Raw genomic sequence first — 20,800 nt, 5'->3', positions numbered from 1 at the left:
CTGATGGTCCTGGCCATGCTGGTCCTCACTGCGCCCGCTCCGGCCCATGCGCAGGACCGCACGGCAGCGGAGGCCACGGCGGCGCCCGACGGCCGGCCCGCCCTGCCCAGCGTGGACGATCTGCGCAAGCAGCTGGACGCCATTCCCCGCAAGCTGGCCGAGGACGATGACGGCCGCAAGCTGCTGGACGAGGCTGCGGCCATAGGCACTGCGGCCGACCAGGTGGCGGCCCGCCGCACCGAGGAACTGGCCGACATCGATTCGCGCCTGGCCGGCCTGGGCCCCGCGCCCGAAAAAGGCGCCCCTGCCGATGCGCCCGATGTGGCCGAGCAGCGCGCCAGCCTGGCCAGGCAGCGCAGCGCCGTGGATTCCGAACTCAAACTCGCGCGGCTGGTGTCGGTCGATGCCGACCAGCGCGGCAACGAGCTGATACGCCAGCGCCGCGAACAATTCCAGGCCGCGCTGACGGCCCGCACCGACTCGCCGCTGGGCCGGCCCTTCTGGCGCAACCTGCGCGCTGCCGCGCCTTTGGACGCGGCGCGCCTGCAGGGCCTGGGGCGCGAGCTGCGCCAGGCCGTCGCCTCCACCATGGCGTCCGATCGCCGGGGCGGCTTCATCGCCAGCCTGGCCGCCGCCTTGCTGATCGCCCTGCTCGGCCCTTGGCTGGCCGAGCGTCTGCTGGTGCGCGCCGCGCCCGCGCGCCTACCCAGCGGCCGCCTGCGCCGCTCGTTGCGCGCGGCGGCCACCGTGCTGATCAACACGCTGCTGATCGGCCTGGCAGCGCAACTGGCCTGGAGCGTGCTCAAGGCCGGCGATGGCTTCAGCGAATCGCTGGACGCGCTGGCCAAGGCCAGTGTGCAGGTCACGCTGTTCGGCGCCTTCGTGGTGTCGCTGGGCCAGACCCTGCTGTCGCGCAGGCGCAGTTCCTGGCGCCTGCCCGGCGTGTCGGACGAGCTGGCCGAGCGGCTCAGCCCCTATCCCTGGTGGATTGCCGCCGGAGCCGCGCTCAACGGCCTGGTGACCGAGGTCAACGCCATCATCGGCGCCAGCCTGGCCGCCGAGGTCACGGTGCACGCCCTGTCGGCCCTAGTGATTTCGGCCGTGGTCATGCTGGCCCTGCGGCATCTGCGCGCGCCGGCGCCGGTCGCGCAGGAAGACGGCGCCCAGGCAGAGCCCGTGCCGCCCCGGCCCTTGTGGGTGGGCCTGCTCGTGGCCTGTGCGGCGGTGGCCAGCATTGCCACCATTGCGCTGGCCGTGACCGGCTATGTGGCGCTGGCCGGAACGCTGGCGCGCCAGATGGTGTGGACCGGCGTGGTGTTCGCCACCACCTACCTGCTGTTCCAGCTGGGCGACGATCTGTGCGAGGCCCTGCTGTCGTCCAAGGGCAGCTTCGGCACCCGGCTGAACCAGAGCCTGGGCATCGAGGGCCGGCTGCTGGACCAGGCCTCGGTGCTGGTCTCGGGCCTGCTTCGCGTGGCCCTGTTGTTCTACATGGTGATCGCCCTGCTGGCCCCGCTGGGCACGGGGCCGGACGAGGTATTTCGCCGCGGCAGCACGGTGAACCACAGCCTCAAGGTGGGCGACTTCACCATGGCGCCGCAGGCCCTGTTCACCGCATTCGCCGTGATCGTCACGGGCCTGATCGTGATCCGCGTGATCAAGCGCTGGCTGACGGATCGCTACTTCCCCAACACCTCGCTGGAGCCGGGCATGCGCAGCTCCATCACCACGCTGCTGGGCTATGTGGGCGGCATCTTCGTGGTGGCCGTAGCGCTGGCGGGGCTGGGCATCAGCGTGGAGCGCATTGCCTGGGTGGCCAGTGCGCTGTCGGTGGGGATTGGCTTTGGCCTGCAGGCTATCGTGCAGAACTTCATCTCGGGCCTGATCCTGCTGGCCGAGCGGCCCGTGAAAGTGGGCGACTGGGTTGTGCTGGGCGATACCGAGGGCGACGTGCGCCGCGTCAACGTGCGCGCCACCGAGATCCAGCTGGGCGACCGCTCCACCGTCATCGTGCCCAACTCGGAATTCATCACCAAGACCGTGCGCAACATGACGCTGGCCGGCGCGCCCGGGCGCGTGCTGCTGCGCCTGCCCGCACCGCTGGACACCGATGCCGAACGCATGCGCACCCTGATATTGGAGGCCTTTCGCACGCATGAAGGCATCCTGGACACGCCCGAGCCTCTGGTGCAGCTCGAAGGCATTGCCAACGGCACGCTGACCTTTCTGGCCATCGGCTACGTGGGCAACCCGCGCAATGCGGGCGGGGTGCGCAGCGATGTGCTGTTCAGCATCCTGGCCTCGCTCAAGGGCGCGGGCCTGTACCTGTCGCCACCGGCCACCACCTCGGTGGCGGCGCCGGTGGTGACAGGCATGCCGGGCTCGCCAGGCACGCCGCCCATGCCCGGCGACCCCGCCAGCCCGGCCTAGCCTCGCCCTGCCATTTCAGATCGCACATGCGCCGCAACCACGGCCATCAGCTCACGCAGATGGCCGCGCAGCGGCTCGAAGCCCGCGTTGGGCTCGCGCGTGTCCTCGTCCATGTAGACCGGCCGGCGGATCTCGATCTGCAGGCTGTGCCGGCCCAGGTGCGGCTGGCCTATGCGGCCGATCAGCTCCACGCCCTTGTAGGGCTCGTTGTAGGCCACGCTGTAGCCAAAGCCCGCCAGCGTCTCGCCCACCAGCTGGATGAACTCGGGCGCGCAGGTCGTGCCGTCGCGGTCGCCCAGCACGAAGTCGGCCAGCGGCGGCGCGTCGGTACGGCCCAGGCGCTTGTAGACATCGTTGGGCATGGAGTGCAGGTTCAGGTGCCAGACGCCGCCAAAGCGCTGCACGCTGTCATCGATGGCCTGCGCCAGCGCCGCATGGTAGGGACGCCAGTAGCGCGCGATGCGGTGCTCCACCTCGGCCACCGTGCGCGGGCGTTCATACAGCGGCGTGGCCACGCCGTCCCGGCTGATGCGCTGCCAGATCAGGCCCAGGCCCTGGCGGGTCTTGACGCTGGGCGCCAGGGGCACGGGCCACTGGCCGTCGATCTGGGCGGGGTCCAGGTCGGCCTCGCTGCGGTTGGGGTCGATGTAGGTGCGCGGAAAGGTGGCCTCGATCAGCGTTGCGCCATGCGCGGGCCACTGGTCCCAGAGCGCGGCCACATGCGTGTCCTCGCCACGGCGCAGCAGGGACATGGGCACGGCATGGCCGAAATCCTCGGGATAGGACGTGCCGCTGTGCGGCGAGTCGCAGACGATGGGCAGCACCTCGCCGGTGGCGGGATGCACCACGACCGGGGTGTCCGGCCGGGGGCGCAGAAAATCGGTCTGTGCCATGCGGTTCATCAGTCGAGCTTGATGTTGGCGCGCTTGGCCACGGCCGTGTAGCGCTCGATGGCGGCCTTGATCTGCTTGGCAAATTCCTCGGGCGTGTTGCCCATGGACTCGCCCGAGATGGATTTTTGCTTTTCCAGGTAGTCAGGCATGGCCATGGCCTTGTGCGCAGCCGCATTGAGCTTGTCGATGATGGGGCGCGGCGTGCCGGCAGGTGCGACCAGCCCGAACCAGCCGCCATCACCCATCTGCGGGAAGCCCAGCTCGGTGTAGGTGGGCACGTCGGGCAGCACGTCGGCGCGCTTGAAGGCCAGCACGGCCAGCGGGCGCAGCTTGCCGTCCTTGATGTGGGGCAGCGTGGAGGGCAGGTTGTCCGTCATGGCGTTGACCTGGCCACCCAGCGCGTCGGTGATGGCCTGGCCCGCGCCCTTGTAGGGGATGTGCAGCAGGTCGATACCAGCCAGGTTCATGAAATTCTCGATGTTGGCGTGGCCCAGGGAACCTGTGCCCGGCGAGGCAAAGCTGTACTTGCCCGGGTGGGCCTTGGCCAGGGCGATGAACTCCTTCATGGTCTTGGCGGGCACGCTGGCGTTGATCACGAACACGCTGGGCACGGACATCACATTGGTGATGGGCGCGAAGTCCTTGATCGGGTCGTAGGGCAGCTTGCGGAAGATGGCCGGGTTGGAGCCATGCGTGCTCACCGTGGCCATGCCGATGGTGTAGCCATCGGCCGCAGCACGCGCAATTTCGGAGGCGCCAATGGAGCCGCCCGCCCCGCCCCGGTTGTCCACCACCACGGACTTGCCCAGGATCACGCTCATCTTCTCGGCCAGCAGACGCGCCACCATGTCGGTGGAGCCGCCCGCGCCAAACGGCACGACCAGGCGGATCGGTCGGCTGGGATAGTCGGCAGCCGGGCCCTGGGCCCAGGCGACGGGAGCCAAAAGAGCAGCGGCGGCGCAGGCGGCCAGGCTGGACAACAGGGTGCGGCGCATTGCCATGGTGTGTTTCCTCTCGTGATGGATGAAAGAGCGGCCTGCGGCAGGGCAGGGCTTCGCGGAACAGGCGCCGATTCTGGACAGCCGCCGCACGCGCGAAAAGAGACAAGACGGCAAGCAACTATGACAAACCGTCATAATTGCGTCCGTCATGCGCATGCACTCTCCCTCGCTTTCCGAGCTGCACGCCTTTGCGGCGGCTGCGCGCCTGGGCAGCTACTCGCTGGCAGCCCAGGAGCTGTATGTCACCCAGGGCGGCATCAGCCGCGCCATCGCCCGGCTGGAAGAGCACCTGGGCTTTGCCCTCTTCGAGCGCCAGGGCCGGCGCAGCGTGCTGACCGAGGCTGGCCGGGAATACCTGCAAGCCGTGGAGCCCTCCGTACACGCCATCGAATCGGCCTCGGCCGCCGCACGCAGGCGCCACTTCGGCCCGCAACTGCGGTTGTCGGTCGTTCCCACGCTGTTCAGCCACTGGCTGATTCCACGCCTGCCACGATTCAACGCCCTGCATCCGGGCATCGTCCTTTCGTTCGCCCCCTACCGGCGCGATGACCCGCTGTCCGCCGCCGAGATCGACGGCTGGCTGCGCGTGGGCAGCGAACCCTGGCCCGCCCATGTGGTGGCCGACTATGTGGTGGGCCGCGATCTGGTGCCCATCTGCCATCCGCGCGAATTGCAGGGCCCGCAAGCCATTCGCAGCGCAGCGGATGTGCTTGCGCGCCCCTTGCTGTTTCACACCAACTATCCGGGCAACTGGGCGCGCTGGATGAGCCACCTCGGCCTGCCCGGGCCCTGCCCCGCGCCTGCGGCGGACTTCGAACTGGTGGCTCTGCTGGTCCAGGCCGTGGCCGCCGGCATGGGCGTGGCCCTGGTGCAGCGCTGCCTGGTGGAGGAAGACCTGGCCGCCGGCCGCGTGGCCCTTGCCTTGCCTGCACCCGTCCACATCGAACGCGGCTACTTTCTGTGCCGGCCGGCCGCGCGGGCGCCTTCCGAAGCGTTTGTGCAGTTCCGCGCATGGCTGCTGGAGCAGGCCGCGCCGGGTGCCTCCAGCCGCAGTCTCAGGCCCCTGATCGCCGGGAGAAACGCCCTCTTCCGTTGATCTGCATCAATCTTTGCTGTCAGCCATCAGCGCCAGCCGCGCGAAAGCACCCACTGGCAAAGCGCCATCACGAGCACCAGGGCGGTGTAGGTGGCCATCTTTGCATCGCGCCCGAACCACCACAAACCGGCCAGCAATACCAGCGCACCAACAACCAAATTGATAGCAACCTGCAACCACCAGGCAAGGGATTGCTGCGATTTTCCATAGATCAAAAGCGCGCACAACATCAGGGCCGGCGACAGGAAAAGTGCAGGCGCCAGGAAGTTCAGCCAATGATTCGTACTCGCAATCCATCCCATGTGCGGGCTCCGATTCCAGGGTGTTGTGATCAGGGATGCCTGAAACTGCGCGAAATTTTATAATCCCGGGTTATGGCAGTCTGGGCACTCGGCATCAACCACCACACGGCTCCGCTTGATATGCGGGGACGTTTCGCGTTCGCGCTTGACCAGATCGTGCCCACGCTGCAGGGTCTGCGCGAATCGCTGACCGGCCCGGGCCGCCAGCACAGCGCCGTCGAGACCGCCATTCTCTCCACCTGCAACCGTACCGAGATCTACTGCGCGGCCGAGATGCCGGCCATGGACCACACCCTGCACTGGCTGGCCAACAGCGGCGGTATTTCGTCCGAATTGCTGCGCTCGCACTCCTATCTGCTGGAAGACGGCCATGTGGCGCGCCATGCCTTCCGCGTGGCCAGCGGGCTCGACTCCATGGTGCTGGGCGAGGCCCAGATTTTGGGCCAGATGAAGAATGCCGTGCGCGCCGCAGAGAACGCAGGCGCCCTGGGCAGCACGCTGAACCAGCTGTTCCAGCGCAGCTTCGCGGTGGCCAAGGAAGTGCGCAGCTCCACCGAGATCGGCGCCCACAGCATCAGCATGGCCGCTGCCGCCGTGCGGCTGGCCGGCCAGCTGTTCGAAGACCTGTCCCAGATCCGCGTGCTGTTCGTGGGCGCGGGCGAGATGATCGAGCTGGTCTCCACCCACTTCGCGGCCCGCCACCCCAAGCAGATCATGATCGCCAACCGCACGCTGGAGCGCGGCGAGAAGCTGGCTGCCCAGTTCGGCGCCGGCACCATGCGGCTGGCCGACCTGCCCGACCATCTGCATGAATACGATGCCGTGATCAGCTGCACGGCGTCCAGCCTGCCCATCATCGGCCTGGGCGCCGTGGAAAGCGCGCTCAAGAAGCGCAAGCACCGCCCCATGTTCATGGTCGATCTGGCCGTGCCGCGCGATATCGAATCCGAGGTCAAGGACCTGCGCGACGTCTACCTCTACACCGTGGACGATCTGGCCACCGTGGTGCGCACGGGCCAGGCCCAGCGCCAGGCAGCGGTCGAGCAGGCCGAAGTCATCATCGACCATGGCGTGCAAAGCTTCATGCACTGGCTGGACCAGCGCCGCCCGCAGGCCGGCGTTGTGCCGCTGATCCGCCAGCTCAACACCCAGACCGATGAATGGCGTGCGCTGGAGATTGCGCGCGCCAAGAAGCTGCTGGCCAAGGGCGAAGACATCGACACCGTGCTGGAGGCCCTGTCGCGCGGCCTCACGCAGAAAATGCTGCACGGCACCCTGGCCGAGCTGCACAAGGGCGATGCCGACCAGCGCAGCCAGACCATGGACACGGTCTCGCGCCTGTTCCTGCGCTCGGCCCAAAGCGGCCCGCGCGGCACGGCCCCCGACAAGGCGCTCTAGCGGCGCTCGCCGCCCCTGCGCAGGGCTGCGTGCCAGCGGGCCTGTGGCGCCCCGGCCGCACTTGCGGCCCCTCCCCGCCCCTCCCGGTTTTTAAGGCCCATCCGCCCTTCCAGGCCCCCACGTTTCCCGCCGCAGTGCTGCCCGAGCAGCCCTTCGCACCACCGCCCACACCATGCAAGACTTTCTGCGCCAACAACTGGAGCGCTACGCCCAGCGCCTTGAAGAACTCAACTTCCTGCTCTCGCGCGAAGACATCATGGGCGACATGAAGCAGTACCGCGCCATCTCGCGCGAGCACGCGGACGTCACCGCCATTGCAGGCCGCTATGCGCGCCACCGCCAGCGCGAGGCCGATCTGGCCGCCGCGCGGGACATGCTCTCCGACCCCGACATGGCCGACATGGCGCAGGAGGAAATCGCCAGCGCCGAGGCCGAGCTGGTCCAGCTTGAGGACGAGCTGCAGCGCCTGCTGCTGCCCAAGGACCCCGATGACGCGCGCAACGCCTACCTCGAAATCCGCGCAGGCACGGGCGGCGACGAATCGGCCCTGTTCGCAGGCGACCTGGCCCGCATGTACACGCGCCACTGCGACGCCGTGGGCTGGAAGGTCGAGATCATGAGCGCCAATGAAAGCGAGCTGGGCGGCTACAAGGAAGTGGTGCTGCGCGTGGAAGGCACCGACGTCTACGGTCGCCTGCGCTTCGAATCCGGCGGCCACCGCGTGCAGCGCGTGCCGGCCACCGAGACCCAGGGCCGCATCCACACCAGCGCCTGCACCGTCGCCGTCATGCCAGAGCCGGACGAAACCCAGGCCATCACGCTCAACCCGGCCGACCTGCGCATCGACACCTTCCGCGCCAGCGGCGCCGGCGGCCAGCACATCAACAAGACCGACTCGGCCGTGCGTGTGGTCCACCTGCCCACGGGCATCGTCGCCGAGTGCCAGGACGGCCGCAGCCAGCACAGCAACAAGGCCAAGGCCCTGCAGGTGCTGCAGGCGCGCCTGCAGGAGAAGGAGCGCAGCGAGCGCGAAGCCAAGGAGGCCGCACTGCGCAAGGGCCTGATCGGCAGCGGCGACCGCAGCGACCGCATCCGCACCTACAACTTCCCGCAGGGCCGGCTCACCGACCACCGCATCAACCTCACCATCTACAAACTGCTGGCCGTGATGGAAGGCGACCTGGGCGATGTGCTCGACGCGCTGCAGGCCGCACGCGAGGCCGAACTGCTGGCCGAGCTGCAGGTCAACAACTGAGGCCCGGGCCATGGCCAATCCACCCATCGTCAAAGAAGCGCTGCAGCAGGCCCAGGCCCTGGGGCTTGCGCGCATCGACGCGCAAATGCTGCTGCTGCATGTGCTCGGGCGCCAGTCTGGCGGCCGCGCCTGGCTGCTGACCCATGACGAGGACATGCTGACCGGACCCCAGGCCGAGGCCTATGCCGCGCTGTGCGCACGCCGTCTTGGCGCGGAACCCGTTGCCTACCTGCTCGGCCACAAGGAGTTCTACGGGCTCGATCTGACCGTGGACGCGCGTGTGCTCGACCCACGCCCCGATACCGAGACCCTGGTGGACTGGGCGCTGGAGCTCATGCCAATTCAGTCCCAGGCAGCCCCCGCTTGCCGCGCGGTGGACCTGGGCACCGGCAGCGGCGCCATAGCCCTTGCCCTGCAAAGCCAGCGCCCCGGCGCCACGGTCTGGGCCGTGGATGCCAGCGCCGACGCACTGGCCGTGGCCAGCGCCAATGCCACGCGCCTGCAACTGGGCGTGCAGTTCGCACATGGCAGCTGGCTCCAGCCGCTGGCAGGGCAAGCACCGTTCGACCTCATCGTCAGCAACCCGCCCTATATCCGCGACGACGATCCGCACCTGCAGGCCTTGGCGCATGAGCCGCTGTCGGCACTGGCCAGCGGTGCCGATGGCCTGGCCGATATCCGCGCCATCATCGCTCAGGCGCCCGCGCTGCTGGCCCGCGGCGGCTGGCTGCTGATGGAGCATGGCTGGGACCAGGCCGATGCCGTGGCCGCCCTGCTGTGCCATGCCGGCTTTGGCGACGTGCAACATCGCCACGACCTGGGCGGCATTGCCCGCTGCACGGGCGGGCAATGGCAAGGGCAGGCCAGAGCTCTGACCTGAGCTCTGGCCTGAGCGCAGCAATCCCGCATGCTTTCAAAGTCCGCGCCGAGAGTGAAATAATCCCATCCATGCCGCCGCGCCTGCGGCGCCCACCACGACCCCGGAGCACCACACAGATGAGCGACACCCAGCAACGCATCGACCAACTGGTCAAGAGCAACAACATCCTGCTGTTCATGAAGGGCAGCGCCAGCTTTCCCATGTGCGGTTTCTCTGGCCGCGCCATCCAGATCCTCAAGGCCTGCGGCGTGGAAACCAAGGACATCTCCACCGTCAACGTGCTGGAAGACCAGGAAATCCGCCAGGGCATCAAGGACTACAGCAACTGGCCCACGATCCCCCAGCTCTACGTGCAGGGCGAGTTCATCGGCGGCTCGGACATCATGATGGAGATGTACGAGTCGGGCGAGCTGCAGCAGCTGCTGGCACCCAAGGCCTGAGCCTTCTCGCACCACGCGCCTTCGGCGCAGCATCGAGCCACCTTCGGGTGGCTTTTTTTCGCCTGTGCCGCGCTGCCGGCGGACTCCCCGGGCATGCCTCAGGGCCAGGGGCATGCGATGTGTGGTCGAATGGTCACATCTTTCACATCCGGAAAAGCGCGCCTGCGCCCGCTTCTCCGCCCTGCCTATGAGTCTGTCCCAAAGTCTGCTGTTGATCGTCGCGCTGATATTGACCAGTGCCTTCTTCTCCGTGGCCGAGATCTCGCTGGCCGCCTCGCGGCGCCTGCGACTGCGGCAGATGATGGAGGACGGCGAACCCCGCGCCGAACTGGTCATGAAGATGCAGGCCCAGCCGGGCGAATATTTCACGGTCACGCAGATTGGGCTCAATGCCGTCGCCATCCTGGGCGGCGTGGTGGGCGAAGGGGCATTGACCCCCTATCTGGCCGAGCTGCTGATGCTCTGGCTGCCCGACAGCCGTGCGCAGACCGTGGGCTTCCTGCTCTCGTTCGCCAGCGTCACCTCCCTGTTCATCCTGTTCGCCGACCTGCTGCCCAAGCGCCTGAGCATGGCCGAGCCCGAGGCCCTGGCCATCCGCGTGCTGCGTCCCATGCTCTGGTGCATGGCGGTGCTCAAGCCCCTGGTCTGGTGCTTCAACCATCTGGCCGACGCCGTTGCCAAGCTGTTCGGCCTGCCCACGGTGCGCGATGACCGCATCACCCACGAAGACATCCTGGCCATGACCGAAGCCGGCGCGCGCGCAGGCGTACTGGCCGCGAAGGAGCAGCAGGTGATTGCCAACCTGTTCGAGCTGGACTCGCGCACCATCGGTTCGGCCATGACGCAGCGCGACCGCATCGCCTACTTCCACCGCGACGACCCCGACGAACTGATCAGGGTCCGCATTGCCGAGGAGCCTTTTTCCACCTACCCCGTGTGCGACGGCGACATCGACCACATCGTCGGCTATGTCGATGCCAAGGACCTGTTCCAGCGGGCGCTGAACAACCAGTCCCTATCGCTCATGGACGATTCGCTGGTCCACAAGGTGCTGGTCGTGCCGGACCGCCTGACGCTGGCCGAGGTGCTGGAGCAGTTCCGCCAGGTGCATGAGGACTTTGCCGTCATCGTCAACGAGTACAGCCTGGTGGTCGGCGTGGTCACGCTCAATGACGTGATGAGCACGGTGATGGGCGGCCTCGTCAGCCCCGGCGACGAGGAACAGATCCTGCGCCGCGACGAGAACTCCTGGCTGATCGATGGCGTCACGCCGGTCGAGGATGTGATGCAGGCCCTGGAGCTCGACGAGTTGCCGCATTCCGAGGACTACGAAACCCTGGGGGGCTTCCTCATGGTCATGCTTAGGCGCATTCCCAGGCGCACGGACACCGTGCAATGGGGCGGCTACCGCTTCGAGGTCATGGACGTGGACAGCTACCGTATCGACCAGGTGCTGGTCACACGCATGTCCGGCAGCAGCCCGGCCGCCCCGCCCAACGCAGGCGACACGGCCGCGGCCGTAGCCAAGGTGTCCAGCATGTCGCCGGACACGTCGTCCTGAAAACGCAGCAAGGCAGGCCTGCAGGACTGCCGCCAGGCGCCAGTCTGCGCCCCCTCATGCCGAGCGCGAGGGCTCGATCTCCCAGCGGCGCTGCGCAGCAAACACCGCATTCGGATACTGGGGCTGGCCGCGGCTGCCGTTGTAGCGGCCCAGCGCCATGTAGGCATCGCCGTTTTCACGGTCCAGATAGTGGCGCAGGATGACGCAGCCAAAGCGCAGATTGGTCTGCATATGGAACAGCTTGCCGATGTCGCCATCGCCGATCAGCCGCATCCAGAACGGCATGATCTGCATATAGCCGCGCGCGCCCACGCTGGATATGGCGAACTTGCGGAACGCGCTCTCCACCTGCACCAGTCCCATCACCAGCGAGACTTCCAGGCCGGCGCGCTTGGCCTCGTACCAAACGGTCTGCAGGAACTCCAGCCGTGTTGCAAGTTCGGGCTTGCGCGAGCGCAGGCGCTCGCTGCTGGCCGTGAGCCAGCGCAGGTAGTCCATGCGGGCCTCGGTGGAGGCAAAGCGCAGCTCGGGCGGCGCCGATCCCGTGACGGCCGAACTCAGCGCGGTGCGCACCGAATCGGCCAGCGGCTCTTCCAGCTGCCCGCCAGCCCAGGCGGGCGCGGCCACCGCGCCCAGCAACGGCGCAGCACCCAGCGAAGCCGCCAGGCGCAGGCAATCGCGGCGCGCTATCACGGGGGCCTGGCTCACAGACCCAGCCTCTGCTTGAGATGGCCCAGCACATCGGCAGCGGCCATCTTGGTCGCTTCCGTGTCGCGGCGATGCTGGTACTCGACCTGGCCTTCCTTCAGGCCCCGGTCGGACAGCACCACGCGGTGCGGCACGCCAATCAGTTCCCAGTCGGCAAACATGGCGCCCGGGCGTTCGCCGCGGTCGTCCAGGATCACGTCCACGCCCAGTGCCAGCAGCTCGGCATGCAGCTTCTCGGCAGCTTCCTTCACGGGCTCGCTGCGGTCCATGCCGATGGGGCAGACCACCACGGTGAAGGGCGCAATCGCGTCGGGCCAGATGATGCCGCGCTCATCATGGTTTTGCTCGATGGCGGCAGCCGGCAGGCGTGTCACGCCAATGCCGTAGCAACCCATTTCAAACAGCGAGGGCTTGCCGTTCTCGGCCAGGAAGGTGGCGTTCATGGCCTGGGAGTACTTGGTGCCCAGGTAGAACACATGGCCGACTTCAATGCCGCGCTCAATGGCCAGCTCGCCTGCGCCATCGGGGGACTTGTCGCCGGCCACCACATTGCGCAGGTCGGCCACAACATCAGGCTCGGGCAGGTCACGGCCGAAGTTCACGCCGGTGATGTGGAAGTCGGCCTCGTTCGCGCCGCAGACCCAGTCGGCCATCACGGCGACCTCGCGGTCCACGACCAGCTTCACGGGCTGCTTCAGGCCGATGGGGCCCAGGTACCCGGGCTGGCAACCGAAGTGCTCCTCGATCTCGGCCACGGTGGCAAAGCGGAAGCCCACGTCCAGGCCAGGCACCTTGGCCACCTTGATCTCGTTCATCTCATGGTCGCCACGCAGCAGCAGCAACCAGACTTGGCTTCCCGCCACATCACCCTTGTCGTCGAGCTTGTCGGTGGCCAGCACCAGGGACTTCACCGTCTGCGACAGCGGCAGGCCCAGCTGGGCAGCCACGGATTCGCAGGTGCTGTTGCCCGGCGTTGCCACACGGGCCATGGCCTGGGCTGCAGCGGGACGGGGGCCTGCAGGCGCCAGGGCCTCGGCCTTCTCGATATTGGCGGCGTAGTCGCTGCTGGGGCAGTAGACGATGGCGTCTTCGCCCGTGGAGGCGATCACCTGGAATTCCTCGCTCAGATCACCGCCGATGGCGCCGCTGTCGGCACGCACGGCACGGTACTGCAGGCCGAAGCGATCGAAGATGCGCTTGTAGGCCGCGCGCATGGTCTGGTAGCTGATCTGGGCGGTGTCGCGGTCCTTGTCGAAGGAATAGGCGTCCTTCATGATGAACTCGCGGCCACGCATCAGGCCAAAGCGCGGGCGGCGCTCGTCGCGGAACTTGGTCTGGATCTGGTAGAAATTCTTGGGCAGCTGCTTGTAGCTCTTGAGCTCCTGGCGCGCAATGTCCGTCACCACCTCTTCGCTGGTGGGCTGGATCACGAAGTCGCGGCCATGGCGGTCCTTGATGCGCAGCAGCTCGGGGCCCATCTTCTCGAAGCGGCCGGTCTCCTCCCACATCTCGGCAGGCTGGACCACGGGCATGGTCACCTCCACGGCACCGGCACGGTTCATTTCCTCGCGCACGATGGCCTCGACCTTGCGGATCACGCGCAGTCCCATGGGCATGTAGTTATAGATGCCTGCGCCCAGCTTCTTGATCAGGCCGGCCCGCGTCATGAGCTTGTGGCTGACCACTTCGGCATCGGCCGGAGCTTCCTTGAGGGTGGAGATGAAAAATTGGGAGGCTTTCATGGATCAGGGGCTTCGCGGGAATCGGGGCAGCGTGCTTGCCGCTGGCAAGGCACCGTGCATAATGGACACAATTCAGAAAATTGGGGTTCGATTATGCTTGACCGGGACGGATTTCGCCCGAACGTCGGCATCATCCTGCTCAACCAAAAGAACCAGGTGTTCTGGGGCAAGCGCATCCGCACCCACAGCTGGCAGTTTCCACAGGGCGGCATTGACCGGGGGGAGACACCCGAACAGGCCATGTTCCGGGAACTGCATGAGGAAGTGGGGTTGATGCCCAACCACGTTCGCGTGGTCGCCCGCACCCGGGACTGGTTGCGCTACGAGGTGCCAGACCGGTACATCCGCCGCGATGCGCGCGGACACTACAAAGGCCAGAAGCAGATCTGGTATTTGCTGCAACTCATGGGTCACGACTGGGATTTGAACCTGCGTGCCACGGACCACCCCGAATTCGACGCCTGGCGCTGGAACGACTACTGGGTACCACTGGATGTGGTGGTGGAGTTCAAACGCGGCGTCTACGAGATGGCCCTGACCGAGCTGGCACGCTTTCTGCCACGGGGCGAGCAGCAGCGCAACCGCTATCTTCGCAGCGGCATGCGCCCCAGGGAAGCCCATGAAACAGGCCCCGAGACCTATGGCGCTCCAGGCTTGCATCCGGCGCGCTCAGGCAGCTTTCGCGTCAATCCCGGCATGGAGCTGCCGCCTGGTGCCTGCTTCGACCCTGATCCACAGTCAGGGCAGCAGCATATCTTGCACCCCGATCCAGGCAAGGCCTGAAGCCAAAGGCTCCATGCAAAAGCGCACCCGAGGGTGCGCTTTTTCTTTGCCCCGATTGCGCAGGCATCAGTGCCCGGCAATCACCATGTTGTCGCGGTGCACCATCTCCGGGCCTGCGGAATAGCCCAGCAGGCGCTCGATCTCCACCGAGCTCTTACGACAAAGCAGGCGCGCCTCGGCACTTGCATAGTTTGCCAGACCACGCGCCACCTCGATGCCCAGCGCATCGCGCACGGCGATCACATCGCCGCGGGCGAATTCGCCATCCACATTCACCATGCCGATGGGCAGCAGGCTCTTGCCTTCGTCGCGCAGCTTGGCCACGGCACCGGCATCCACGGACACGGAACCGCGCAGTTGCAGATGGTCGGCAATCCACTGCTTGCGCGCCTGGTTCTTGTGGGTCTGCGCCACGAGCAGCGTGCCAATGGACTCGCCCGCAGCCAGACGCACCAGCACGTCCTGTTCACGGCCCCAGGCGATGACGGTTGAGGCACCCGAGCCCGCCGCACGCTTGGCCGCAAGGATCTTGGTGATCATTCCGCCCTTGCCAATGGACGAGCCCGCGCCGCCCGCCATCTCCTCCAGTGCAGGATCGCCGGCATTTGCCACGTCGATGAAACGCGCATCGGGATTGCTGCGCGGATCGGCGCTGTAAAGGCCTCGCTGATCGGTCAGGATGACCAGGGCATCGGCTTCGATCAGGTTCGCCACCAAAGCACCCAGGGTGTCGTTGTCGCCGAACTTGATCTCATCGTTGACCACGGTGTCGTTCTCGTTGATCACCGGCACGATGCCCAGCTCCAGCAGCGTCAGCAAGGTGTTGCGCGCATTCAGATAGCGCTCGCGGTCCGCCAGGTCGGCATGTGTGAGCAGCACCTGGGCACTGCCCATGCCCTGCTCGCGCAGCTTGGACTCGTACATCTGTATCAGCCCCATCTGGCCCACGGCTGCAGCGGCCTGCAGCTCATGGATCTCCTTGGGCCGCGCGGCCCAGCCAAGGCGCTTCATGCCTTCAGCCACCGCGCCGCTGGAGACCATGATCACCTCGCGCCGCTGACCGCCATGGCTCTCATCCCCGCGCACCAGGGCCGCCAGCTGGCGGCTCCACTCCTGGATGGCGGCTTCATCAAGACCGCGACCTTCATTGGTCACCAGACTGGAGCCGACCTTGACCACGATGCGATGGGCATCACGCAACAAGTTGGAAGACATGGATGGATAGTGATTCTTGCAGCGCAGGCCCAGGCAGGCCGCGCCGCTGTTGTGATCAAGGCGATGGGAGCGGCAGGCGGCTCTTACTCGGAATCGCGGGGAGCAAAACGCGGATCGGTGAGATCCACGCCATCACCCTCGACTTCGACGAAGCGCGGATCGATTTCCTTGGGACCGGCCTCGATCTGCTGCTGCTCATGCACATGTTTGTAGATGGTGCGGATCAGCACTTCACAGCCTTCGCGCGTCAGGGCGGAAATCTCGAAGACCGGCCCCTTCCACTTGAAGCGCTTGACGAAGTCCTTGACGCGTGCGGCGCGCTCCTCGGCCGGCACCATGTCCAGCTTGTTGAGCACCAGCCAGCGCGGCTTGTTGTACAGCTCGGCGTCGTACTTCTGCAGTTCGCCCACGATGGCCTTGGCCTGGGCCACAGGATCCACGCTGTCATCGAACGGCGCCAGGTCCACCACATGCAGCAGCAATCGGGTGCGCTGCAGATGGCGCAGGAACTGGTGACCCAGGCCCGCACCTTCCGAGGCGCCTTCGATCAGGCCAGGGATGTCGGCCACCACAAAGCTCTGCTCGGCAGCGACACGCACCACGCCCAAATTGGGATGCAGCGTGGTGAATGGGTAGTCGGCAATCTTGGGGCGTGCATTGGAGACCGCGGCAATGAAGGTGGACTTGCCCGCATTGGGCATGCCCAGCAGACCCACGTCGGCCAGCACCTTGAGCTCCAGCTTGAGATTCTTGCGCTCGCCAGGCCAGCCCGGTGTCTTTTGCCGAGGCGCGCGGTTGATCGCGCTCTTGAAGCGCAGGTTGCCGTATCCGCCGTCGCCACCCTTGGCAATGGTGACCACCTCACCGGCCGTCAGCAGCTCGTAGAGCACCTCGCCGGTTTCGGCATCGCTGATGATGGTGCCAACCGGCATGCGCAGCGTGATGTCGCTGCCCGCCGCACCAAACATGTCCGAGCCCTTGCCGTGCTCACCGCGCGTGGCATCGTGCCGGCGCGAGAAGCGGTAGTCCACCAGGGTGTTGAGGTTGACATCGGCCACCGCGTAGACATGGCCGCCACGGCCACCGTCTCCACCATCGGGACCGCCAAATTCCTTGTATTTTTCGTGCCGGAATGACACGCAGCCATTGCCGCCGTCACCGGCGGAAATGTCGATATAAGCTTCGTCGACGAACTTCATGAGGCATCCAGTTTACAAAAAGCAGTGTGCACCAGACAGCCCCAGGCCACACCTCAGAGACGGAAAAGAGGGCGAAGGCACGATGCACAACCCTCCTGAAACGACAAAGCCCCGACAGGTCGGGGCTTCGAGCGTCGAAGTGACAGGGCTTAGGCAGCCGTCACATTGACCGTGTGCTTGGACAGTGCACCCTTGACAGCAAACGACACGTGGCCGTCCACCAGAGCGTACAGAGTGTGGTCCTTGCCCACGCCGACGTTGTCGCCGGGATGGAACTTTGTGCCACGTTGGCGCACGATGATCGAGCCGGCCGTGATCAGTTCACCACCGAAAGCCTTCACGCCGAGCATTTTGGGCTTGGAATCGCGCCCGTTTCGCGTAGAGCCGCCGCCTTTTTTCTGTGCCATGACTCAGCTCCTGAATTAAGCAGCGATCGCCACGATCTGCAGCTCTGTGAACTGCTGGCGATGGCCTTGGCGCTTCTGATAATGCTTACGACGGCGCATCTTGAAGATGTGCACTTTGTCGTGCTTGCCGTGAGCAACCACGGTTGCCTTGACAGACGCACCGGACACCAGAGGTGTGCCGACCTTGATTTCAGCGCCGTTGCCGACTGCCAGAACCTGATCGATCACAACTTCTTGGCCTACGTCCGCAGCAATCTGTTCTACCTTGATCTTTTCGCCGGCTGCAACGCGATACTGCTTGCCGCCGGTTTTTATGACTGCGTACATTTAAACCTCTTGAATTTGAGAGTTCCGCGAACGAATTTCCACGGAAGCCGAGGATTCTAGCACGCACTCACATTCTTTGCATGAAGCGCTCCCACCCCGCGCCCAAACAACCGCCAGGGCGGGCCGCAGGCGGGATCGCTCTTCCTATAATTGCCGATCCACTTGGCGGCCACAGTACCTTGACCACAGCTCTCTCCACCCCCAATCCGCTTGCCCTGATCACTGACGACATGCGCGAGGTGGATCATGTGATCGCCCAGCGCCTGACGACCACCGTCCCGCTGATTGCCCAGATCTCCCAGTACATCATCGCTGCCGGCGGCAAGCGCCTTCGCCCGGCCTTGCTGCTCATGGTCTGCAATGCGCTGGGCTACGAAGGCAGGGACAGGCATGTCCTGGCGGCGGTGGTCGAGCTGATTCATACCGCCACCCTGCTGCACGACGACGTGGTGGACGAGTCCACCCTGCGCCGTGGCCGCCCGACGGCCAACGAGACCTTCGGCAATCCGGCTAGCGTGCTGGTCGGGGACTTCTTGCACTCGCGCTCCTTCCAGATGATGGTGGAAGTGGGCAGCATGCGTGTGCTCAAGATCCTCTCGGACGCCACCAACGTGATCGCCGAGGGCGAGGTGCAGCAGCTCATCAACACGCACGACGCCTCGCTGGACGAAGCTGGCTACCTACACGTCATCCGCTCCAAGACCGCCCAGTTGTTCGAGGCCAGCGCGCAGCTGGGCGCCGTGCTGGCTGACGCCCCCCGTGAGATCGAACAGGCCTGCGCCATCTATGGCCAGGCCCTGGGCACCGCCTTCCAGATCATTGACGACGTGCTCGACTACACAGGCGACACCCAGGAAATGGGCAAGAACCTGGGCGACGACCTGCGCGAAGGCAAGTGCACCCTGCCGCTGATTGCCGCCATGCAGCGCGGCACTCCGGAGCAGGCTGCCATCGTGCGCAACGCCATCGAGCAGGGCTCAACCGAGCAGTTGTCTGCCGTGGTGGATATCGTGCGCAGCACAGGCGCGCTGGACGTGGCACGCGAGGCTGCACACGCCGAGGCACGCCGCGCCATCGACGCAATAAATGTGCTCCCGAGCAATTTGCATAGGGCAAGTTTGCTACAATTAGCCTCTCAGCTTTTGGAGCGACGCACCTGATTTCAGGCTGCATTGCTTTGTCTACAAAAGCAACGGGGTGTAGCTTAGCCTGGTAGAGCGCTACGTTCGGGACGTAGAGGCCGGAGGTTCGAATCCTCTCACCCCGACCATTTCTGGTCACTTCATTACCATGCCACCATTGAGCCAGGTTCAAGACCTGGGTGCGCAACAGTGCGTCTGGCCTTTCAAGCCTTCAGGGATGATAGGATAAATGTCCTTTCCTCTCAAACGTCTTGCTACATGGCTGTTGCTGACTCCTCGCTCAAGAATGCTTCCGCTGTTGCATCGCTTCCCGGCATCGGGCGAGCCCTGATATCAGCAGGCAAGGTATCGCAGCAGGCAGCGGAAGCCGCCGCCAGCAAGGCCGGCGCCAACCGCACCTCGTTCATTGCCGAGTTGAGCAACGCGGGCATCCTCTCGGCCCTGGAAGTGGCCGAGACGGTCTCCACCATGTTCAGCGCGCCGCTGCTCGATCTTGATGCCGTCAACGCCGCGCGCCTGCCGCATGAGTTGCTGGACGCCAAGATCATCAGCTCCTATCGCGTCCTCCCCTTGAGCAAGCGCGGCAACCGCATCACGGTGGCCACGGCCGACCCGACACAACAGGAAGCTGCAGAGCAGATCAAGTTCACCACCCAGCTAGGCGTGGATTGGATCATCGTCGAGGCCGACAAGCTGGAACGCCTGATAGCTCAGCAGAGCAAAAGCGCCAGCGAAACCATGGAGAGCTACAGCGGGGGCGGCGATTTCGAGTTCGGCGACCTCAAGCCCGACGAGGTTGCCGAGGAGAAGGACAACACGGCGGCAACGGACGTCGAGGACGCGCCCATCGTCAAGTTCCTGCACAAAATGCTGCTCGACGCCTTCAACATGCGCGCGTCGGACCTGCATTTCGAGCCCTACGAACATCAGTACCGCGTGCGCTTCCGGATTGACGGCGAGTTGCGTGAGATTGCATCCCCCCCCATTGCAATCAAGGAGAAGCTGGCCTCGCGCATCAAGGTGATCTCGCGCATGGACATCTCGGAAAAGCGGGTTCCGCAAGACGGGCGCATGAAGCTCAAGGTGGGTCCGGACCGCGTCATCGACTTTCGCGTGAGCACCCTGCCCACGCTCTTCGGCGAGAAGATCGTGATCCGTATCCTTGACCCGAGCTCGGCCAAGATGGGCATTGATGCCCTGGGCTACGAACCCGAGGAAAAGGCTCGCCTGATCGAAGCCATCGGGCGCCCCTACGGAATGATTCTGGTGACAGGCCCCACGGGCTCGGGCAAGACGGTGTCGCTGTACACCTGTCTGAACATGCTGAACAAGGCCGGGGTGAACATCGCGACGGCAGAAGACCCCTCGGAAATCAACTTGCCCGGCGTCAACCAGGTTAACGTGAACGAAAAGGCAGGCCTCACCTTTGCGACCGCGCTCAAGGCCTTTCTGCGCCAGGATCCCGACATCATCATGGTCGGTGAAATCCGCGACCTGGAAACCGCCGACATCTCGATCAAGGCCGCGCAGACCGGTCACTTGGTGCTGTCCACGCTGCACACCAACGACGCACCGACCACGTTGACGCGCATGCGCAACATGGGCATTGCCCCCTTCAACATCGCATCGAGCGTGATCCTGATCACCGCCCAGCGGCTGGCCAGGCGCCTGTGCCCCCAGTGCAAGGAGCCTGCGGATATCCCGCGGGAGGCGCTGCTGGAGGCGGGCTATGACGAGGCGGACATCGATGGCAGCTGGGTCACCTACAAGCCCGTGGGCTGCCAGGCATGCAACAACGGCTACAAGGGACGCGTCGGCATCTACCAGGTGATGCCGATCAGCGAAGAAATCCAGCGCATCATCCTGCAGGACGGCAGCGCACTGGAGATCGCGGCACAGGCCAAGCGTGAAGGCGTGCGGTCTCTGCGCGGATCCGGACTGCACAAGGCCAGACTAGGACTGACCTCGCTCGAAGAAGTGCTGGCAGTCACCAATGAGTAAATAGCGCGGACAGCGCAGAC

At 65.6% G+C, this 20,800-nt stretch carries 19 protein-coding genes and 1 tRNA gene; 11 read left to right on the top strand and 9 right to left on the bottom strand.

Going from position 1 to position 20,800, the window contains the following annotated elements; genetic code table 11:
• The first annotated feature begins 3 nt into the window (after positions 1-3).
• On the top strand, positions 4-2,430 hold the full coding sequence (locus tag ACM14_RS07295; RefSeq protein ID WP_065345791.1) for a DUF3772 domain-containing protein: 2,427 nt from the start codon (positions 4-6) through the stop codon (positions 2,428-2,430).
• On the opposite strand, the gene ACM14_RS07290 is transcribed toward ACM14_RS07295, so the two are convergent.
• Together ACM14_RS07290 and ACM14_RS07285 are read right to left on the bottom strand one after the other, a co-directional pair.
• Entirely contained in the window at positions 2,427-3,332 is a 906-nt protein-coding gene (locus ACM14_RS07290) for an N-formylglutamate amidohydrolase (protein WP_065345752.1), read from the bottom strand. The two genes, ACM14_RS07295 and ACM14_RS07290, sit on opposite strands and share 4 nt — an antisense overlap.
• Positions 3,332-4,324, bottom strand: a complete 993-nt coding sequence (locus ACM14_RS07285) for a tripartite tricarboxylate transporter substrate binding protein BugE (protein ID WP_065345751.1) — start codon at positions 4,322-4,324, stop codon at positions 3,332-3,334. The genes ACM14_RS07290 and ACM14_RS07285 overlap by 1 nt, the downstream gene beginning before the upstream one ends.
• 148 nt (positions 4,325-4,472) lie before the next feature.
• On the opposite strand from ACM14_RS07285, the gene ACM14_RS07280 reads away from it, so the two are divergent.
• Positions 4,473-5,420 carry a LysR substrate-binding domain-containing protein gene (locus ACM14_RS07280; RefSeq protein WP_139093387.1) on the top strand — a complete coding sequence of 316 codons (948 nt, stop codon included), beginning with the start codon at positions 4,473-4,475 and terminating at the stop codon, positions 5,418-5,420.
• A gap of 26 nt (positions 5,421-5,446) precedes the next feature.
• Here ACM14_RS07280 and ACM14_RS07275 read toward each other — a convergent pair whose 3' ends face one another.
• Entirely contained in the window at positions 5,447-5,722 is a 276-nt protein-coding gene (locus tag ACM14_RS07275) for a hypothetical protein (protein ID WP_013800828.1), read from the bottom strand.
• 72 nt (positions 5,723-5,794) lie between these two features.
• On the opposite strand from ACM14_RS07275, the gene hemA reads away from it, so the two are divergent.
• The 5 genes from hemA (at position 5,795) to ACM14_RS07250 (ending at position 11,256) form a co-directional block, all read left to right on the top strand.
• Positions 5,795-7,120, top strand: a complete 1,326-nt coding sequence (gene hemA / locus ACM14_RS07270) for a glutamyl-tRNA reductase (protein WP_012207273.1) — start codon at positions 5,795-5,797, stop codon at positions 7,118-7,120.
• A 172-nt stretch (positions 7,121-7,292) separates the two neighbouring features.
• Positions 7,293-8,375: a peptide chain release factor 1 gene (prfA, locus tag ACM14_RS07265; RefSeq protein ID WP_063328226.1), complete on the top strand. Its 1,083-nt coding sequence runs from the start codon at positions 7,293-7,295 to the stop codon at positions 8,373-8,375.
• A 10-nt stretch (positions 8,376-8,385) separates the two neighbouring features.
• Positions 8,386-9,255: a peptide chain release factor N(5)-glutamine methyltransferase gene (gene prmC, locus ACM14_RS07260; RefSeq protein ID WP_065345750.1), complete on the top strand. Its 870-nt coding sequence runs from the start codon at positions 8,386-8,388 to the stop codon at positions 9,253-9,255.
• A gap of 116 nt (positions 9,256-9,371) precedes the next feature.
• Positions 9,372-9,695, top strand: coding sequence for a Grx4 family monothiol glutaredoxin (gene grxD / locus ACM14_RS07255; RefSeq protein ID WP_012207276.1), 324 nt, complete (start codon positions 9,372-9,374; stop codon positions 9,693-9,695).
• Between the two features lie 187 nt (positions 9,696-9,882).
• Positions 9,883-11,256, top strand: a complete 1,374-nt coding sequence (locus tag ACM14_RS07250; protein ID WP_034396907.1) for a hemolysin family protein — start codon at positions 9,883-9,885, stop codon at positions 11,254-11,256.
• 54 nt (positions 11,257-11,310) lie between these two features.
• On the opposite strand, the gene ACM14_RS07245 is transcribed toward ACM14_RS07250, so the two are convergent.
• Both ACM14_RS07245 and ACM14_RS07240 read right to left on the bottom strand, forming a co-directional pair.
• On the bottom strand, positions 11,311-11,964 hold the full coding sequence (locus tag ACM14_RS07245; RefSeq protein ID WP_034396910.1) for a lytic transglycosylase domain-containing protein: 654 nt from the start codon (positions 11,962-11,964) through the stop codon (positions 11,311-11,313).
• Positions 11,961-13,706 carry a proline--tRNA ligase gene (locus ACM14_RS07240; protein WP_065345749.1) on the bottom strand — a complete coding sequence of 582 codons (1,746 nt, stop codon included), beginning with the start codon at positions 13,704-13,706 and terminating at the stop codon, positions 11,961-11,963. The genes ACM14_RS07245 and ACM14_RS07240 overlap by 4 nt, the downstream gene beginning before the upstream one ends.
• 93 nt (positions 13,707-13,799) lie before the next feature.
• On the opposite strand from ACM14_RS07240, the gene ACM14_RS07235 reads away from it, so the two are divergent.
• Complete coding sequence (locus tag ACM14_RS07235; RefSeq protein WP_065345748.1) at positions 13,800-14,489, top strand: RNA pyrophosphohydrolase; 690 nt, start codon at positions 13,800-13,802, stop codon at positions 14,487-14,489.
• Between the two features lie 66 nt (positions 14,490-14,555).
• Here ACM14_RS07235 and proB read toward each other — a convergent pair whose 3' ends face one another.
• The 4 genes from proB to rplU all read right to left on the bottom strand — a co-directional run bounded on the left by proB (position 14,556) and on the right by rplU (position 17,637).
• A complete protein-coding gene (gene proB / locus ACM14_RS07230) occupies positions 14,556-15,704 on the bottom strand; it encodes a glutamate 5-kinase (protein ID WP_012207281.1) in 1,149 nt (382 codons plus the stop codon).
• Between the two features lie 83 nt (positions 15,705-15,787).
• Positions 15,788-16,903 carry an Obg family GTPase CgtA gene (cgtA, locus tag ACM14_RS07225; RefSeq protein WP_065345747.1) on the bottom strand — a complete coding sequence of 372 codons (1,116 nt, stop codon included), beginning with the start codon at positions 16,901-16,903 and terminating at the stop codon, positions 15,788-15,790.
• A 149-nt stretch (positions 16,904-17,052) separates the two neighbouring features.
• Entirely contained in the window at positions 17,053-17,310 is a 258-nt protein-coding gene (rpmA, locus tag ACM14_RS07220; protein ID WP_012207283.1) for a 50S ribosomal protein L27, read from the bottom strand.
• Positions 17,311-17,325: 15 nt separating this feature from the next.
• Positions 17,326-17,637, bottom strand: coding sequence for a 50S ribosomal protein L21 (rplU, locus tag ACM14_RS07215; protein ID WP_012207284.1), 312 nt, complete (start codon positions 17,635-17,637; stop codon positions 17,326-17,328).
• Positions 17,638-17,867: 230 nt separating this feature from the next.
• Here rplU and ACM14_RS07210 point away from each other — a divergent pair, with 230 nt between their 5' ends.
• The 3 genes from ACM14_RS07210 (at position 17,868) to pilB (ending at position 20,780) form a co-directional block, all read left to right on the top strand.
• Positions 17,868-18,797: a polyprenyl synthetase family protein gene (locus tag ACM14_RS07210; protein ID WP_065345746.1), complete on the top strand. Its 930-nt coding sequence runs from the start codon at positions 17,868-17,870 to the stop codon at positions 18,795-18,797.
• 33 nt (positions 18,798-18,830) lie between these two features.
• Positions 18,831-18,907, top strand: a tRNA-Pro gene (locus ACM14_RS07205).
• 130 nt (positions 18,908-19,037) lie between these two features.
• Positions 19,038-20,780, top strand: coding sequence for a type IV-A pilus assembly ATPase PilB (pilB, locus tag ACM14_RS07200; protein WP_065345745.1), 1,743 nt, complete (start codon positions 19,038-19,040; stop codon positions 20,778-20,780).
• The last annotated feature ends 20 nt before the right edge of the window (positions 20,781-20,800 follow it).

The sequence above is a fragment of the Delftia sp. JD2 genome, from assembly GCF_001682645.1.
Classification (GTDB): Bacteria; Pseudomonadota; Gammaproteobacteria; order Burkholderiales; family Burkholderiaceae_C; genus Comamonas; species Comamonas acidovorans.
Note: the sequence above shows the minus strand (reverse complement) of the source record. Positions and strands in the feature narration are given on the sequence as shown.

Bases quoted from the DNA above. Each gene is read 5' to 3' on its own strand.
- prmC (WP_065345750.1), top strand. From the start codon at position 8,386: ATGGCCAATCCACCCATCGTCAAAGAAGCGCTGCAGCAGGCCCAGGCC.
- proB (WP_012207281.1), bottom strand. From the start codon at position 15,704: ATGTCTTCCAACTTGTTGCGTGATGCCCATCGCATCGTGGTCAAGGTC.
- rplU (WP_012207284.1), bottom strand. From the start codon at position 17,637: ATGTACGCAGTCATAAAAACCGGCGGCAAGCAGTATCGCGTTGCAGCC.
- ACM14_RS07290 (WP_065345752.1), bottom strand. From the start codon at position 3,332: ATGAACCGCATGGCACAGACCGATTTTCTGCGCCCCCGGCCGGACACC.
- cgtA (WP_065345747.1), bottom strand. From the start codon at position 16,903: ATGAAGTTCGTCGACGAAGCTTATATCGACATTTCCGCCGGTGACGGC.
- ACM14_RS07235 (WP_065345748.1), top strand. From the start codon at position 13,800: ATGCTTGACCGGGACGGATTTCGCCCGAACGTCGGCATCATCCTGCTC.
- rpmA (WP_012207283.1), bottom strand. From the start codon at position 17,310: ATGGCACAGAAAAAAGGCGGCGGCTCTACGCGAAACGGGCGCGATTCC.
- ACM14_RS07250 (WP_034396907.1), top strand. From the start codon at position 9,883: ATGAGTCTGTCCCAAAGTCTGCTGTTGATCGTCGCGCTGATATTGACC.
- ACM14_RS07210 (WP_065345746.1), top strand. From the start codon at position 17,868: ATGCGCGAGGTGGATCATGTGATCGCCCAGCGCCTGACGACCACCGTC.
- ACM14_RS07240 (WP_065345749.1), bottom strand. From the start codon at position 13,706: ATGAAAGCCTCCCAATTTTTCATCTCCACCCTCAAGGAAGCTCCGGCC.
- grxD (WP_012207276.1), top strand. From the start codon at position 9,372: ATGAGCGACACCCAGCAACGCATCGACCAACTGGTCAAGAGCAACAAC.
- ACM14_RS07280 (WP_139093387.1), top strand. From the start codon at position 4,473: ATGCGCATGCACTCTCCCTCGCTTTCCGAGCTGCACGCCTTTGCGGCG.
- ACM14_RS07275 (WP_013800828.1), bottom strand. From the start codon at position 5,722: ATGGGATGGATTGCGAGTACGAATCATTGGCTGAACTTCCTGGCGCCT.
- prfA (WP_063328226.1), top strand. From the start codon at position 7,293: ATGCAAGACTTTCTGCGCCAACAACTGGAGCGCTACGCCCAGCGCCTT.
- pilB (WP_065345745.1), top strand. From the start codon at position 19,038: ATGGCTGTTGCTGACTCCTCGCTCAAGAATGCTTCCGCTGTTGCATCG.
- ACM14_RS07295 (WP_065345791.1), top strand. From the start codon at position 4: ATGGTCCTGGCCATGCTGGTCCTCACTGCGCCCGCTCCGGCCCATGCG.
- ACM14_RS07285 (WP_065345751.1), bottom strand. From the start codon at position 4,324: ATGGCAATGCGCCGCACCCTGTTGTCCAGCCTGGCCGCCTGCGCCGCC.
- hemA (WP_012207273.1), top strand. From the start codon at position 5,795: ATGGCAGTCTGGGCACTCGGCATCAACCACCACACGGCTCCGCTTGAT.